This window comes from Corynebacterium sp. KPL1824, from assembly GCF_000478095.1.
Lineage (GTDB): Bacteria > Actinomycetota > Actinomycetes > Mycobacteriales > Mycobacteriaceae > Corynebacterium > Corynebacterium accolens.
In genome coordinates this window covers 440,283-455,331 of sequence record NZ_KI515750.1, presented here as the reverse complement: position 1 = coordinate 455,331, position 15,049 = coordinate 440,283, and the positions used below count along the sequence as shown (strand labels likewise).

At 61.9% G+C, this 15,049-nt stretch carries 14 protein-coding genes; 9 read left to right on the top strand and 5 right to left on the bottom strand.

Translation table 11 applies throughout. The annotated features are described in order from the left end of the window. Nucleotide 1 precedes the first annotated feature (1 nt). Entirely contained in the window at nt 2-946 is a 945-nt protein-coding gene (locus HMPREF1267_RS08460; protein ID WP_023028956.1) for a hypothetical protein, read from the bottom strand. A gap of 32 nt (nt 947-978) precedes the next feature. Between HMPREF1267_RS08460 and lspA the strand changes: the two genes are divergently transcribed. From lspA to HMPREF1267_RS08440, 4 genes are read left to right on the top strand one after another with little or no spacing between them, the layout of a single operon-like run. Further along, entirely contained in the window at nt 979-1,479 is a 501-nt protein-coding gene (gene lspA, locus HMPREF1267_RS08455) for a signal peptidase II (RefSeq protein ID WP_023017259.1), read from the top strand. Continuing rightward, nucleotides 1,472-2,398: an RluA family pseudouridine synthase gene (locus HMPREF1267_RS08450; protein ID WP_023028955.1), complete on the top strand. Its 927-nt coding sequence runs from the start codon at nt 1,472-1,474 to the stop codon at nt 2,396-2,398. The genes lspA and HMPREF1267_RS08450 overlap by 8 nt, the downstream gene beginning before the upstream one ends. After that, entirely contained in the window at nt 2,395-2,934 is a 540-nt protein-coding gene (locus HMPREF1267_RS08445; RefSeq protein ID WP_023028954.1) for a hypothetical protein, read from the top strand. The genes HMPREF1267_RS08450 and HMPREF1267_RS08445 overlap by 4 nt, the downstream gene beginning before the upstream one ends. 60 nt (nt 2,935-2,994) lie before the next feature. Then, entirely contained in the window at nt 2,995-4,017 is a 1,023-nt protein-coding gene (locus HMPREF1267_RS08440) for an HNH endonuclease signature motif containing protein (RefSeq protein ID WP_034667156.1), read from the top strand. 271 nt (nt 4,018-4,288) lie between these two features. On the opposite strand, the gene rarD is transcribed toward HMPREF1267_RS08440, so the two are convergent. Then, nucleotides 4,289-5,164, bottom strand: a complete 876-nt coding sequence (rarD, locus tag HMPREF1267_RS08435; RefSeq protein WP_023028952.1) for an EamA family transporter RarD — start codon at nt 5,162-5,164, stop codon at nt 4,289-4,291. 45 nt (nt 5,165-5,209) lie between these two features. On the opposite strand from rarD, the gene dnaE reads away from it, so the two are divergent. Then, the gene (gene dnaE / locus HMPREF1267_RS08430) at nt 5,210-8,782 is read left to right on the top strand and encodes a DNA polymerase III subunit alpha (RefSeq protein WP_005278490.1); all 3,573 of its coding nucleotides are present in this window, start codon (nt 5,210-5,212) and stop codon (nt 8,780-8,782) included. Nucleotides 8,783-8,949: 167 nt separating this feature from the next. Here dnaE and HMPREF1267_RS08425 read toward each other — a convergent pair whose 3' ends face one another. Both HMPREF1267_RS08425 and HMPREF1267_RS08420 read right to left on the bottom strand, forming a co-directional pair. Beyond that, nucleotides 8,950-9,429 carry a hypothetical protein gene (locus HMPREF1267_RS08425; RefSeq protein ID WP_023028951.1) on the bottom strand — a complete coding sequence of 160 codons (480 nt, stop codon included), beginning with the start codon at nt 9,427-9,429 and terminating at the stop codon, nt 8,950-8,952. 65 nt (nt 9,430-9,494) lie between these two features. Then, nucleotides 9,495-11,384, bottom strand: coding sequence for a choice-of-anchor I family protein (locus tag HMPREF1267_RS08420; protein WP_023017263.1), 1,890 nt, complete (start codon nt 11,382-11,384; stop codon nt 9,495-9,497). 122 nt (nt 11,385-11,506) lie between these two features. Between HMPREF1267_RS08420 and ilvA the strand changes: the two genes are divergently transcribed. Genes ilvA through HMPREF1267_RS08400 form a run of 4 tightly spaced genes read left to right on the top strand, consistent with a single transcriptional unit; the run spans nt 11,507 to nt 14,044 of the window. Then, entirely contained in the window at nt 11,507-12,775 is a 1,269-nt protein-coding gene (ilvA, locus tag HMPREF1267_RS08415) for a threonine ammonia-lyase IlvA (protein WP_023017264.1), read from the top strand. Then, nucleotides 12,775-13,419, top strand: a complete 645-nt coding sequence (locus HMPREF1267_RS08410; protein WP_005283783.1) for a YigZ family protein — start codon at nt 12,775-12,777, stop codon at nt 13,417-13,419. Before ilvA ends, HMPREF1267_RS08410 begins: the two co-directional genes overlap by 1 nt. Next, on the top strand, nt 13,416-13,655 hold the full coding sequence (locus tag HMPREF1267_RS08405; protein ID WP_005278507.1) for a hypothetical protein: 240 nt from the start codon (nt 13,416-13,418) through the stop codon (nt 13,653-13,655). The genes HMPREF1267_RS08410 and HMPREF1267_RS08405 overlap by 4 nt, the downstream gene beginning before the upstream one ends. After that, nucleotides 13,655-14,044, top strand: coding sequence for an RNA-binding S4 domain-containing protein (locus tag HMPREF1267_RS08400; RefSeq protein WP_023017265.1), 390 nt, complete (start codon nt 13,655-13,657; stop codon nt 14,042-14,044). Before HMPREF1267_RS08405 ends, HMPREF1267_RS08400 begins: the two co-directional genes overlap by 1 nt. On the opposite strand, the gene HMPREF1267_RS08395 is transcribed toward HMPREF1267_RS08400, so the two are convergent. Then, nucleotides 14,041-15,039, bottom strand: a complete 999-nt coding sequence (locus tag HMPREF1267_RS08395) for a GTP pyrophosphokinase family protein (protein ID WP_023017266.1) — start codon at nt 15,037-15,039, stop codon at nt 14,041-14,043. The two genes, HMPREF1267_RS08400 and HMPREF1267_RS08395, sit on opposite strands and share 4 nt — an antisense overlap. Nucleotides 15,040-15,049 lie beyond the last annotated feature (10 nt).

Genomic DNA, 15,049 nt, shown 5'->3' with positions numbered 1-15,049 from the left:
GCTACTCGGAAAACGCCAGCTCCGTCAGGCTTGATTGCACGACGCGCAGGTCTGAATCGGCGGTGCCGTAGGTTACCTTCGTATCGAAGGAGACGTCACCGCCCACGGGGAGCGGTTTTGTTAGATCCACCGTGATGCTTCCCGAGGAGTTGGTGGAAGAATCCAGCACGTCGAGTTCCTTATCCTTTAACTCCGTGCCTTCGGCTTGGCCCTCGAAGGATAATGCGCCCAGGGTGGGGCGCTGTTCCACCTCGACGGATAGCGTGACGCGGTCACCATCGATGGACTTGACCGTATAGCGGGTCGTCTGCAAGAGCGTCGATTCCCCGGTCACGCGCGAATCCACGGTCCACGTCGCGCCGGTGCCCACCTCTTCTTCCGGGAAGACGATGGGCAGCGCGGTCAGCTTCATGATCGCCTGCTCGACGGTGCCGCGCGCCTCATCGCTCGCCTCCTGCGGGGCGGCCAAGCGCAGGGAATTCATCTGGCCGTTGTCTTGGCCGCGCCAGCCAAATTGGAACCCGGAAGCAGAAGAGACATCGGTATCGCCGGAGTATTCCGGATCCCCCGCGGTGACAAACGCGTTGCGCGAGGCCGGGAGCTGATCCTCGACGTCCTCGGTGGCCTTATCCACCGACGCCGAAAGCGGCAGGGTAGTGGTCGCCTTATCCACATCCGCGGCCTGGAAATCGGCGGCGGCGGATTTATTCAGCAGGTCCTGCGAAAATCCCTCTGTGGCGCGGTAGGTTACCTCCTGCGAGGAATCGATGTCGTGATATTCCAGCAATTTCTTCTCACCGGTTCCGGCCTCTTCGACGGTTAGGCGCGGGGCATCGATAGTCAGGCCGACGGGCTGCTCCACGGCGGGGCCGGGGGTCTCATAAGAACAGGCGCTTAGCGCTACGGCGACGGCGGAAAGGGCTGTAAAAACTTTGACTCGAAACACGCTTACCAAAATACCGGACGCTCCTGATTAGAATGGTGTGGGTGAGCCAAAAACGAAGGAGTCAGACAGGTCTTATCGCCGCGGTGGTTATCGCCGTGGCGGTTGTGGATCAAGCCGTAAAACAACTCATGCTGACCGTCCTGACGGAGGGTGTGCCGCACTATGTCATCGGGGACTGGTTCAGGTTTACCCTGCTCTTTAACCCGGGCGCGGCGTTTTCCATCGGTGGCGAGGGATCGACCTGGCTGTTTACCACCATTCAATTGGCGTTCGTCTTAGGCGTTGCCATCGCCGCCCCGCGCATCCACAACACCGGCCAGGCGCTGGGGCTGGCGCTCATTGCCGGTGGGGCATTGGGCAATTTTGCAGACCGCATCTTCCGCGACCCGGGCTTCTGGTTCGGTCACGTCGTGGACTATATCTCGGTGGGCTCGTTCGCGGTCTTTAATATCGCAGATGCGGCCATTACTTGCGGCGTCGTCATCTTCATCGGCGCCATGCTGCTCGCGGAACGGAGGGCGGAAAATGAATAGGCAATTACGTAGTTTTCCCATTCCAGAAGGCTTGGAAGGCATGCGTGCCGATGCCGCGCTTGCCAAGCTCCTCGGCCTCTCCCGCTCGGCCACTGCCCAGCTGTGCGCCGAAGGCGGGGTCACCGTGGATTCGCAGGAGCTGGGTAAATCCGAGCGCCTTGCTTCCGGCCAGGTGGTCTCGGTGCTGCTCCCAGAGCCGGAAAAGCCCCTGCTGCCGCGCGAGGAGCTGGTGGAGGGCATGGACGTTTTATATAGCGACGCCGATATCATCTGCGTGCACAAACCAGTGGGCGTCGCCGCGCACCCGAGCGTGGGCTGGGATGGTCCTACGGTCATCGGCGGGCTGCGCGCGGCGGGGTATAACGTGGCCTCGCTTGGCCCCACCGAGCGCCAGGGCATCGTCCACCGCCTGGACGTGGGCACCTCCGGGGTCATGGTCGTGGCCTCCTCCGGGCGCGCCTATTCCGCACTCAAGCATGCGTTTAAGTACCGGACCGTGAAAAAGACCTATCACGCGGTGGTCCAGGGCCTGCCCGATCCGATTGAAGGCACCATCGATGCGCCCATCGGCAGGCACCCGAAGTCGGGCTGGAAATTCGCCGTGCTTGACGATGGCAAGGCCGCTGTCACCCATTACCGCCTCATCGAGGCCTTTCGCGAGGCCAGCCTCATCGAGGTGCACCTGGAAACCGGCCGCACCCACCAAATTCGCGTCCACATGTCCGCCACCGGGCATCCCTGCGTCGGCGATCCCATGTACGGCTCGAACCCGCAGCTTTCCGCCCGCCTGGGACTTGAGCGCCAGTGGCTGCATGCGGTGCAGCTGGGTTTTACCCACCCCGGCACCGGGAAGTGGTTCGAGGCCCGCGCGCCGTACCCGGATGACCTGCACCAGGCCCTGGAGCGCCTGCAGGGATGAGGAAGTTTTATCGGCGGCGCCGCCTAGCGGCACTGGCGCTGGTGCTGGTGGCGATCGTGGTGGCCCTGGTGCTTTTTGGCACGCTGGGCACGCAGGCATCCACGCGGGTGCAAGGCGATCAGCTGGGCCCGGATGGGGAATCCCGCGCGGAGTATATTGAGCGCGTTAATTCCATGGACATCGATCCGGATGCCGCAACGTATGCGCTGGTCACCTTCGATACCGAGCTGCCGCCCGTCGCCGTCGCCGCCGCCCTGACCGATATTCCGCGCATGGACGCCATCCTCATGGGCTCGACCGCGCCCATCGCGGTGCCGGAGCCCATCGCCGGCGAAGATCGCGCCGCGGTGATTAACCGCACCTTCGACCGCATCGGCGCCTACTACGGCCAGCGCCCCAGCGAGGTGAGCGCCGCCGTAGTGTGGGGCACGGGCACGCAGCTTGCCGATGTCGCCTCCCTCCCCGCCGTCGCCGCCGTCGAGCCCGCGCCTGCCGATGCCGCCTGGGGCAGCTTCGCCGTGCGCCTACCCAGCTAAAATTGCCATCCTGAACGCTTCGCCGCGCGGGGTGCGGGGGTGCGGCTTAGCATCGGGGACATGGAACACATTCGGGCATATATTGCGGCTCTAAACTCGGCGATGGATATCCTCGCCGAGGCCGCTGATATGCCCGCCTCCGAGCTGACAGCCGCCGGCATGCCGGATGCCGCCGCCGAGTCGATAGCCCACCTTGCCCAGATTTATTTCGGGCCGACCAGCTTTACGCGCCGCCAGCGCCGGGCGGTTGAGGGAGCGCGGCGCAATGGGCACTCGCTGCCGACGTTGGAGGTCATCGAAAAGCACGCCCGCCGCGCGCCCACCCAAGCCCGGGCTTGGGCCCTGCGCGCGGAGCTTGCCCAGGTATCGGCCGATACCCAGGCGATGGACAAGCTCGCCCGCAAGAAGGTGCGCGCGCTGCGCCCGCCGCGCGAGCCCAAACCCGGGGTGCGGCTGCGCCGCCGAGCCGCCGGCAAACCATGGACGCTGACGATTACGGGCAGCTCCAGCCTCGTCGCGGAGCTGCATAACCAAGCAGGCACGCTTGCCGATGTCGCCGCCCTCTTCCACTCCGGCGCCTCCACCTCCACCGTGCGCACCAACGTGGTAATCCCGCTGGATAAGCTGAGCGCTATCGCGCAGGGCGATAAAGACGTCACGGTCACCATGACCAACGGCGCGCAAATTAGCGGCGCCGAGCTGGCCCAGCGCGCAATGGCGGAGGAAGGTTTTATCACTCTTCTCCACCCCGTGGAGGGGCCGGTGAACCTGTACCGCATGCGCCGCGGGGCAACGTGGAAGCAATTTATGATGGCCGCCGCCGAAAACCCCGTCTGCCCGGCGCGCGGGTGCCACCGCCCAGCCGATGAATGCCAGGTTCACCACATCTATAGCTGGGCCGGCGGCGGCTGGACCAATGCCAAGAACCTCACCGTAGCGTGCCCGCACCACAACGGCCGCAATGACGACGACCGCGCCGCCCGCCCCCGCAATGGCCGCTTCGAGCGCGTACACGGCGGCGTGCGGTGGATTAAACCCTGGCAGCCGCCACCGCCGGACCTCGTTGATACCGGGCCCAGATAGCCACAGCTTTGAGCCCAAGGCCCGCCCCTCAGCGGCGACCATTACGCGCCGTTTTCCCGTGCCGTACACTCTCGCGAACCCCTTTTCACGCAGGACATTCCTGCGTACCGTTTTCCTGCGCACGCAACCATTTCGCATTCCCCCTCGCCGCGGACTCTTGCGTGCCGCTTACCCGTGCCGCGAACTTCTGGGCGCCGCTAACCTGCGCCGCGCATTCTTGCGTGCAGCGCTCTGGCACCCTTCTCCCGTGCCGCGCACTCCTGTGGGCCGCTTACCCGCGCCGCGCACTCTTGCGCGGCGCGCTTTGGCGAACGCGAATGAGATCCGCAATGTAGATGCTGACCGCTACGCCGATGATGGCGAAGCCAATCCACCGGTGCGCGGAAAAGTGCTCTTGGGTGACAAAGAGCGCCCATAGCATCTGCATGATGGGGGTGAGGTATTGGAGCATGCCGATCGTCGACAAGCGCAGCGTCCGCGCGCCCTGGGCGAAGCACAATAGTGGCAGCGCGGTGATCAGGCCGGCGCTGATTAATAGCAGCATGTGTGGCGTGCCTTCCGAAGTGAACGTGCCGTGGCCGGCTTGCTCGAGCCACACGATATAGGCGATGGCAACCGGGGAGACCACCAATGCCTCCGCCGCGACCGAGACCGCTGCCGAAACCCGCACCTGCTTCTTGATAAGCCCGTAGATGCCAAACGATGTCGCCAATAGCAGCGAGATATACGGCGCCTGGCCGGTAAAGAAGGTCAGATACAGCACCGCGATCGCCGCCACGGCGACGGCGGTCGCCTGCCATGGGCGCAGCTGCTCCTTTAAGAAGATCATGCCGAGCGCCACCGATACCAGGGGATTGATGAAATAGCCTAAAGCGGCATCGGCCACGTGATCAGTATTAATCGCCAGCACATAGGTGCCCCAGTTGACCGTGATAAATACGCCCCCGGCGGCAAGCCAGCCCCACGTGCGCTTGTCCATGCGCACCAATTCGCGCCAGCCGCCGCTGAATATTAAAAACGCCGTGACGATAACCGCGGTCCACAACACGCGGTGGGCGAGGATTTCCAGCGGCGTGGCCGGCAGCAGGAGCGGGAAGAACGCGGGGAAGAACCCCCACATGATGTATGCGGCGAGCGTGTAGATCATCACCGCATAATATCGTCATCTTGACCGCCCCGCTAAGATGACCGCATGGCCAAAAACTCCTCCTTCGTCCACCTGCATAACCATACCGAGTTCTCCATGCTGGACGGCATGGCCAAGGTCGATATGTTGGCTGATGAGGTGGTCAAGCAAAACATGCCCGCCGTGGGCATGACAGACCACGGCAATATGTATGGATCCGACGCCTTTTACAAGCGCATGACCAGCGCCGGGGTCAAACCCATCATCGGCATCGAGGCCTACATGGCCCCGGAATCGCGCTTTAATAAAAAGCGTGTGTTGTGGGGCACCCCGGACCAAAAGCGCGACGATGTCTCCGCCTCGGGCGCGTATTTGCACCAGACGATGATCGCGGAAAACGCGACCGGGCTGCGCAACCTGTTCACCTTGTCTTCGCTCGCCTCCTACGAAGGCCAGCTGGGCAAGTGGCCGCGCATGGATGCAGAGCTCATCGCCGAGCATGCCGATGGCATCATCGCCACGACCGGCTGCCCATCCGGCGATGTGCAGACCCGCCTGCGCCTCGGCCAATTCAACGAGGCCCTCGAGGCTGCGGCGATGTGGCAAGACATCTATGGCAAGGACAACTTCTTCTTGGAGTTGATGGACCATGGGCTGGACATCGAAAAGCGCACGCGCGATGGGCTGCTCGAAATCGGCCGGAAGCTGGACCTGCCGCCGCTGGTGACCAATGACTGCCACTACGTGCTGGAATCCCAGGCTCCGGCGCACGAGGCCATGCTGTGCGTGCAGACCGGCAAGACGTTCATGGACCCGGACCGCTTCAAGTTCGGCGGTACCGGCTACTACATCAAGTCCGCCGCGCAGATGCGCGATACCTGGGATGACCTGATTCCGGATGGCTGCGATAACACCCTGTGGATTGCCGAGCGCGTGCAAGACTACAGCGAGGTGTGGGAGGAACACCCCCACGACCGCATGCCCATTGCCGATGTCCCCGAGGGCCACACCCCCACCTCCTGGCTGACCCACGAGGTGATGGAGGGGCTGCAGCAGCGGTTCCCCGGGCGCGATGTGCCGGAGGAGTATATCGAGCGCGCCAAGTACGAGATTTCCGTGATTGAGATGAAGGGCTACCCGTCCTACTTCCTCATCGTGGCGGAGCTTATTAAGTATGCGCGTTCGGTGGGCATCCGCGTGGGGCCCGGCCGTGGTTCCGCGGCGGGCGCGCTCGTGGCCTACGCGCTGACCATTACCAATATTGATCCGCTAGAACATGATCTGCTCTTCGAGCGCTTTTTGAACCCCGAGCGCCCATCTGCGCCCGATATCGATATCGACTTCGACGATCGCCGCCGCGGCGAGATGATTACCTACGCCGCCGAGCGCTGGGGCGAGGACAAGGTTGCCCAGGTCATTACCTTCGGTACGGTGAAAACCAAGCAGGCCATTAAGGACTCCGCCAAGGTACACTTTGGCCAGCCCGGCTTCCAGATGGCCGACCGTATCAACGGCGCGCTGCCGCCGGCGATTATGGCGAAGGATATTCCGCTGCGGGGCATTACTGACCCCGACCACGAGCGCTATTCCGAGGCCGCCGAGGTCCGCCAGATGGTGGAAACTGACCCGGATGTGAAAAAGATTTATGACACCGCGCGCGGCTTGGAGGGTGTTGTTCGCCAGGCTGGCGTGCACGCCTGCGCGGTGATTATGGCCTCGGTGCGGTTGATGGACCACATCCCGATGTGGAAGCGGCCTGCCGATGGCGCCTATATCACCGGCTGGGATTACCCCGCCTGCGAGGCCATTGGCCTGTTGAAGATGGACTTTCTGGGCCTGCGCAACCTCACCGTTATTGGCGATGCCATCGAAAACATCAAGCGCAACCGCGGCGAAGAAGTGCAGCTCGAGCAGCTGCATGCCGATGACCCCAAGGTCTCCAAGGTCTATGACCTGCTCTCGCGCGGGGATACCTTGGGCGTGTTCCAGCTGGACTCCGGCGGAATGCAGGAGCTGCTCAAGCGCATGAAGCCTACCGGATTCAAAGACATCGTGGCCTCCTTGGCCCTGTACCGCCCTGGCCCGATGGGTGTCAATGCCCACTGGGATTACGCCGACCGCAAGAACGGGCGTAAGGAAATCACCCCGATTCACCCTGAGCTCGAGGAGCCGCTGAAGGAAATCCTGGATGAGACGTATGGTCTTATCGTCTACCAGGAGCAGATCATGCGTATCTCACAGAAGGTTGCGAACTACACCGCCGGCGAGGCAGATGGCTTCCGTAAGGCGATGGGTAAGAAAAAGCCCGAGGTCCTGGCCCAGCAATACGATAAATTCTGGGGCGGCATGCAAGAAAATGGGTACTCCAAATCCGCCATGGATGCGCTGTGGGGGACCATCGAGCCCTTCGCGTCGTACGCGTTTAACAAGTCTCACGCCGCGGGCTACGGGTTGGTCTCGTTCTGGACTGCCTACCTCAAGGCCTACTACGCGCCGGAATACATGGCAGCGCTGTTGACCTCTGTGGGCGATAAGAAGGATAAGTCCGCCATCTACTTGTCGGACTGCCGCCACTTGGGCATTAACGTCTTGCCGCCTTCGGTCAATGAGTCCGAGGAGGACTTCCAAGCTGTGGGCGAGGATATTCGCTTCGGCATGGGCGCTATCCGCAACGTGGGCTCTGAAGTGGTCGAATCCATCATTGCCTCGCGCAAGGCAAAGGGGGCGTTTACGTCCTTTAGCGATTACCTCGACAAGATCGACCTTGCGGCGTGTTCCAAGCGCGTGACCGAGGCGCTGATTAAGGCCGGCGCCTTTGATGATTTCCAGCAGCCGCGCAAGGGCCTCATGTTGATTCACGAGGACGCCGTCGATGCCGTGCAGACCACCAAGAAGGCGGCGGATAAGGGGCAATTCGACCTCTTTGCCGGCTTCGGCGGTGGTGACGATGCCTCTTCGGAGGGCGCCTTTGCCATTGATGTTCCGGACGACTCGTGGGATCGCAAGCACGAGTTGGCACTTGAGCGAGAGATGCTGGGCCTCTACGTTTCTGGCCACCCACTCGATGGTTTCGAAGAGGCCCTAGCTGCGCAGACCAATACTCCGCTGACCAAGATCCTCAACGATGAGGTACACAATGGCCAAGAACTCATCATCGGCGGCATCATTTCCGGCGTGGACCGGCGCTTTTCTAAGCGCGATGGTTCCCCGTGGGCGATTGTCACGGTAGAAGACCACAACGGCGCGCAGGTAGAGATCTTGGTATTCAATAAGGTCTATTCGCTGGCAGCGCCGCATATCGTGGAAGACAACATCATCTTGGCGCGCGTCAACGTCAAGGTGCGCGATGAGCGCCGGTCGCTGTTTTGTTCCGATATTCGCGTCCCCGAGCTGGGGCCTGGCGGTGGCGCGAGCCTGCCGCTGCGCCTGACCATGCGCACGGACCAGTGCACGATGGAAAATATCGCCCGACTCAAGCAAGTCTTGGTCAAAAACCACGGTGATTCCGATGTTTACCTTGAGCTTGTCGAAGGCGATCAAACCACCACGATGGTCCTAGGCGAGCACCTCCGCGTGCAACGATCCGGCAACCTCATGGGGGATCTGAAGGCCACCATGGGCGCTGGCATTTTGGGCTAGTAGAATTTGCCCGCCTCGTCCCTGCGCTCCCTCTTTCTGAGGCGAACAGGGATTGAGGTGGCGACGGGCCTCGGGCGAAGCCGCCAGGCCGCCTGCGCGAAAAGCTGGGCATAAAGAAATGGCCGCCGTGCACATGCAACGGCGGCCATTTTTTGGGAAATCGGAGATTAGTACTTAATTCCCAAGCGGTCAAGCGCAGCCTTCAGCGGTTCGAGAACTGCCGGGTTGAACTTGGCGATGGCGGCGTAGGTCTGCAGAACCGCAGCGACGGCACCGGCGATGACGGCGGTCCACTGCGAGACCTTCAGGAACTTTTCTGCAGTTTCCTCGGAGGAGCCAAGCTTGGTCAAGCTATCGAGCTGCTGTTGCTGTGCCTCTTTAGTCACGCAATCTGGCTGCTTCGGCATGCCGGCGGTGCCGTAGCCATTGAGCAAGCCCTCGAGGAACTTATTTGGGTTGGACAGGTTGACCCCGCCCTTGCCCTCTTCGATGTTCTTGAGGTGCTCTTGCTTGGCAGCCTCTACCTGGGCCCGGCATTCAGCGCTGAGCCCCTTGCCGGGCTCATCTGCGGAAGCAACAGCCGGGGTGACAAGGCCCGCCGCCACAGCGGTGGCAGCGACGAGAGAGGTGCTGAGTCGTTTACGCATAGGGAAAGGCTCCTTAAAGTTCAGATTTTAGCTTGTTAAAACGTAGCAGCTTTAAGGCTAAAAATCTATGGAAGTAATTGCCGGATGGGTTCAGGAAGCATCTTATAAAATTGATCCGCCACCTGCGGCATGAAGTGCAACACCCCGCTCAACATGGCACCGAGGGCAATGACACCGGCGATAATCCCGATACCTTTCCCGATGAAGCTGCTGCCGGAACCGTCATCAGGCAGCGACGCCCCGGGAGTATCGTCGCCATTTTCATCGGAGTCGGCGTCGTCGCCTTCAGCCTGGGCGCCGCCCACGAGATCGGCGACGGAGAAGACCGTGGTAGTGCCGGATACCTCGTTGCCGGCGATAAGGAGGGCATCGGCAGTAGGCGAGTCTTCCTTGCTAACGAACGTCAATCCCTCTGGGCCCAAGTCGCCGGCCAAGCTGGTGGCGGCGACATTATCTTCGTCGTAGTCCACGGTGAAATCGCGGTTATTGGTATAGGTGACGAACTCGGCTTGAGCGGGGTCGGTGACGTCATAGACAAAGATGCCGCCCACACGCTCCATGCCGATGAAGGCATAGGTGCGATCTCCAACTGATCCAATCGTCAGGGCTTCCGGTTCGGGGCCTTTATTATTGGAGCGATCGTCGAAGTCGGGGTCTTCGTTATCGGCATTGAAGTTAAGTCCCTCGATGTCTTTGGTGATTTCCTCGAAGTCGGAACCGGAATCGAAGACGACGTTGCCCTCGGCATCGTAAATGCTAAAGGAGCGGGACCCGAAGGAATACAGGCCATCGAAGCAGCCCTTTTCCTCATTCCACCCAGAGGCATTGCTTAACTTGAGGTTACCGGCGTATTTCTTGTCCTCGATGCCTTCTGGCAGGTCGACGGAATCACAAACCTGGCCCTCTTCAACGAGCTCTTTCAGTTTGACCTCATCGGTGTAGCCGCCCCAGTCGCGGGCATCGCCCTCATTGGCGGTTGCGAAGTAGGTCTGGCCGTTGGTCTGGAAGGCGCCGATCGAATCCGGCATGGATAGCCCATGCACAGGGATCGTGCGCAGCTTTGCCTCGCCGTCCTTATTGGAGGGATCGAGGGGGACAACGGAGTGATCCGCGATGTGGGCGGGCAGCACCTTTTCTACGGTGGCGGAGGCGATATCGATCACGCCGATGGCGTTGTTTTCTTGCAAGGTGACATAGGCCTTGCCATCGGCGGAGGAAATATACTCCGGCTCGAAGTCGAGCGAAGGTTTGTTGTGGTGGTTTTCTGGGCCGAAGACGCGAATGGACGGGTCAAGTTCTGCATCAGGGCCGTCGAAAGCGCGGAAATCGGCGGTGCGAACATCGGCAACAGAGGGCGCCGCGACACCATCAGGCAGGGAAATCACGGATACGGTGCCTTCTGGGTCTTTTGCGTATTCGGTGCCGTCGGCGGTGAGCTCATCGGAGGGCTCGCCCTCATTCGCGGTCAAGGCATAGGCGCCGTCTTTAGTGATGTGCACGTTATCTGGCAGCGCGCCGAGCGGCACGCGGCCGAGCTCGTCGCCGGAGGCGGCATCGAAAAGCAGGGCCTCGCCGTTTTCGGTTTTGTCTGCCTGCTGCACGGCGGCGATGGCGAGGCCATCGGGGCGCACGGTCACGGAGTTGATTTCCTTATCGCCGCCGGCAGATACCGAGGCAACCTTATTGGGGTTGGTGGGATCGGAGGCATCCAGGATATCCACCTTGCCCGATTGCGCGTTCACCGTGAGAATGCGCTGGGAGGCGGCGTGGTAGGCCACGATTTCCGCTGCTGATTTGCCCATGACCCCAGCTTCATAGGAGCCAATGGGGCTGAGCTTTACCGCAGCATCGTCGGCGGAGCGTTCCAAAACATTATCGACGATATGCGCGTTGGCGGCCGGGGCGCAGCTGAGCGCAAGGCAGGCAGCCACGCCGATGGATGTGCGCTTAAACATAGAGAGAGTCCTTTCTTGTTGAGCGCTCCATTGTCTCGGGCCCACGTAACAGGCGCGCTACACCGGAATGAAATCTAGGTGAATCGGTCGAACACTAGGTAGGGCGAGTAGACTCTGCAATCATGACTGAATCGACCATCCACGCATCCGATATCCAGCAGGCACAGGCACGCATCAGCTCTGAAATCGCGCCGACGCCGCTGCAGTATTGCCCCCGGCTTTCTGCGGAAACGGGCTGTGAGGTCTATTTAAAGCGCGAGGATCTCCAGGACGTGCGCTCGTATAAGATACGCGGCGCGCTCAATAGCATCTCCAGCCTGTCGCAGGAGGAGCGGGAGAGGGGCATCGTGACGGCATCGGCAGGCAACCATGCCCAGGGCGTGGCGTATGCGTGCCGCACCATGGGGATTCCGGGCAAGATTTTCGTCCCGGAGCCCACGCCCATGCAAAAGCGCGACCGCATCCACGTGCACGGCGGCGATCAGGTGGAACTCGTAGTAGTGGGTGGCAACTTTGACGAGGCCGCGGCCGCCGCGCATGCCGATGCCGCCGAGCGCCACGCCACCTTCATCGAGCCCTTCGATGCCCGCGATACGATCATTGGCCAGGGCACCGTGGCGGCGGAGGTCTTGGCGCAGCTTTCGGCAAAGGGCGCCTCGGTCGATACCATCGTCGTTCCCGTCGGCGGCGGCGGGCTGATTTCTGGCATCACCTCTTACATGGCGGATATGGCGCCGCACGCGAAGGTGGTGGGGGTGGAGCCGGAAGGGGCGGCATCGCTAAGAGCAGCCTTCCGCAACGGCGGGCCGGTGGCACTAGAGAGCGTGGATCCGTTCGTCGATGGCGCGGCGGTCAAGCGCCTGGGCGCGCTGCCGTATGAGATTTTGGAGGCCAACCAATCGCGCCTGCACTGGGACACGGTCTCTGAGGGGGCGGTGTGCACGGACCTGCTCAACCTGTACCAGAATGAGGGCATTATCGCCGAGCCCGCCGGTGCGCTGTCCGTGGCTGGGCTGCAGCGTGTGCCGCTGGAGCCGGGTTCGACGGTGGTCTGCGTGATTTCTGGGGGAAATAATGACGTGTTGCGCTACGCCGAAATCATGGAGCGCTCGCTGGTGCACCGCGGCCTGAAGCACTACTTCTTGGTCAATTTCCCGCAGGAACCAGGCCAGCTGCGCCACTTCCTGTCTGAAATCCTGGGGCCTAGCGATGACATCACTCTATTCGAGTACCTCAAGCGCAATAACCGCGAGACCGGTGCCGCGCTGGTGGGCATCCAGCTAAGCCGCGCCGAAGACCTGGCAGGGCTGAAGGAGCGGATGGCCGAGTCCAAGATCTCGGTGCAGCACCTGCAGCCGAATACCCCCGAGTACGATTTCCTGGTGGCCTAATGCGCGATACCTATCGGCGCCCCACCGGCCAGGTAGAACACGAAATTGAGATCAAGCGCTCGCGGTTTATCACCCTGATCGGCCGGGTCACAAACGAGGAAGAAGCACGGGCGTTTATCGATGCCGCCCGCCAGCGCTTTCCCGATGCCCGCCACCATTGCTCCGCCTATGTCTACCACGTCGACGACGCGAACCCAGTGGAGCGTTCCTCCGATGATGGCGAGCCTTCCGGGACCGCTGGAAAGCCCATGTTGGATGTGGTGAACGGCTCTGGAATGCTCGATATTTGCGCGGTGGTCGTGCGCTACTTCGGTGGCATCAAGCTGGGTGCGGGCGGGCTTGTGCATGCCTATGGCGGGGCGGTCAGCGAGGCCATGGAAAAGGTCGAGGCGGTCACCCGGGCGCGCCGGGAGCTTTATACCGTGGAATGCCCGCACGCCACGGCCGGGCGCCTCGAGGCGGATTTGCGCGGGCGCGGCATCGATATCACCGATACCGAGTACGGTGCAGCCGTAACCTTTACCGTCGCCGTGCGCCCGGGTGGGCTCGATGAGCTCCAGGCGATGCTCGCCGCGCTTTCCCAAGGCGAAATCAGCGCGCGCGAAGCAGGCTCTGCCTGGGTTGAGGTAGGATCTGGGTCATGACTATGCAGCAGCGACCGAATAACCCCATTGCGCAGCGCAAGCAGCAGGTGCGCAAGCACTCCCGCAACGCCGTTATTTCCGTTGCCGGTGGCCTCGGCGCAGGAGTTGTTTTAGGTGTGCTTTCTGCTAATTTGGCCGCTTGGATGGTTTTGGGCCTTATCATCGCCGTGGTGGGTGGCGGATATAACTGGTTGAAGATTCGCAAAATCGTCAACGAGAACCACAATAATTATTAATGCCTACCCCGGAGCCAAGCGGCCGCCCCGTCCGCATTGATGCTTGGGTATGGGCGGTGCGCATGTTCAAAACCCGATCCGCCGCGGCCACCGCAGTGCGCGCCGGGCACGTGAAAATCAACGGTGAAGCGGTCAAACCCGCGCAACAAGTCGTGCCAGGCGATAGGGTGCGCGTGTGGCGCAACCACCACGAGCACGATTTGGAAGTGCTGGCTACCGTCGCCAAGCGCGTGGGCGCGCCGGTGGCGCGCACCTGCTATACCGATCACGCGCCCCCGCCGCCGCCCAAGGAGTTCATGCCATCCGTACCGGTGCGCCCCCGCGGCGCGGGCCGGCCGACGAAGAAGGAGCGCCGTGATATGGAAAAATTCCGCGGCGGGTTCCGCTAGGAGTTGGCGCGCAGCGCCTTAAGGCGCGCGTTCAGGCGGCGCCGGCGGCCGGCGCGGTCGCCGGATTCAGCGGTTGCCTCGATGTGCTGCTTGCCAAACTTATTGAGCAGCAGGTCATCGATAAGGCGCACTTGGCCGGGCCGAAAGCGATAGCGCATGGTGTCGTGGACGTGGGCAATGGCGTCATCGTCAAGCAGCTGCTCCAGCTGGTCCAAGGACCGGATATCGTTTTCCTCCAAGATTTCCGCGAGGAAGCGGTAGTGCTCCGAACGCGAAAGCGGGAAGCGATTGCCCAAAATGATGGCCAGGACGCCAGGCAGGGTTTCCGGAGTAAGCTCCACATCCGTGTCCGCCTCCGTGCGCGGGGCCTTGAGCGCGGCGATTTCATCGAATTGCTGATCGGCAAGTTCGATGAGGCCGGCGGCCAGCGTAAATAGGCGGTCGACCTCGGGCGAGGGCGGGGTAGGGCCCTGCTTATAGCGGATATCGTGCTCGAATTCCGCCCACGCGTGCTGCAGCACGGTGCGGATTTGCACCTCAAAGGTCCAACCCACAAAATCGGCGAGCTCCTCCATGGCCGCCGCGCTATCATCCGTCACGGTGAGCACCAGGTGGTGGGAACCGTAGCCAAAGCCACCGGAAATGCGGGTCTCGGCCGCCTTATCCACAGAGCGCACGACCTTGAAAGATTCGCCCAGCACGTCTAGCGCATTGGGAATGGTGGTGGAGTGGTACAAGGTGACGCGCACGCCCATGACATCGTGGATATCGTCCCACGGGGTGGGGTAGATGAAATCGCCGCCCTCGCCCCGCTTCTTGGCCTTGCGCTTGAGTGAAGACCAGGCCTTGACGCGCGTCGATACCCGGTCAAAGATGATGCCGGCGTCATTGAGCAGGTCCTCGATGGCGGTGCGAAAATCCTCCGCCGCCGTGGGGTGGCTGCGGGTCCAGGCGTGGTACTGATTGCTCAGCCGCGACATCCTGCTTTCCGCCATGGTGCTCCTC

Coding starts and splice junctions, on each gene's coding strand:
- lspA (WP_023017259.1), top strand. CDS start 979: ATGGTGTGGGTGAGCCAAAAACGAAGGAGTCAGACAGGTCTTATCGCC.
- HMPREF1267_RS08450 (WP_023028955.1), top strand. CDS start 1,472: ATGAATAGGCAATTACGTAGTTTTCCCATTCCAGAAGGCTTGGAAGGC.
- HMPREF1267_RS08445 (WP_023028954.1), top strand. CDS start 2,395: ATGAGGAAGTTTTATCGGCGGCGCCGCCTAGCGGCACTGGCGCTGGTG.
- HMPREF1267_RS08440 (WP_034667156.1), top strand. CDS start 2,995: ATGGAACACATTCGGGCATATATTGCGGCTCTAAACTCGGCGATGGAT.
- rarD (WP_023028952.1), bottom strand. CDS start 5,164: ATGATCTACACGCTCGCCGCATACATCATGTGGGGGTTCTTCCCCGCG.
- dnaE (WP_005278490.1), top strand. CDS start 5,210: ATGGCCAAAAACTCCTCCTTCGTCCACCTGCATAACCATACCGAGTTC.
- HMPREF1267_RS08425 (WP_023028951.1), bottom strand. CDS start 9,429: ATGCGTAAACGACTCAGCACCTCTCTCGTCGCTGCCACCGCTGTGGCG.
- HMPREF1267_RS08420 (WP_023017263.1), bottom strand. CDS start 11,384: ATGTTTAAGCGCACATCCATCGGCGTGGCTGCCTGCCTTGCGCTCAGC.
- ilvA (WP_023017264.1), top strand. CDS start 11,507: ATGACTGAATCGACCATCCACGCATCCGATATCCAGCAGGCACAGGCA.
- HMPREF1267_RS08410 (WP_005283783.1), top strand. CDS start 12,775: ATGCGCGATACCTATCGGCGCCCCACCGGCCAGGTAGAACACGAAATT.
- HMPREF1267_RS08405 (WP_005278507.1), top strand. CDS start 13,416: ATGACTATGCAGCAGCGACCGAATAACCCCATTGCGCAGCGCAAGCAG.
- HMPREF1267_RS08400 (WP_023017265.1), top strand. CDS start 13,655: ATGCCTACCCCGGAGCCAAGCGGCCGCCCCGTCCGCATTGATGCTTGG.
- HMPREF1267_RS08395 (WP_023017266.1), bottom strand. CDS start 15,039: ATGGCGGAAAGCAGGATGTCGCGGCTGAGCAATCAGTACCACGCCTGG.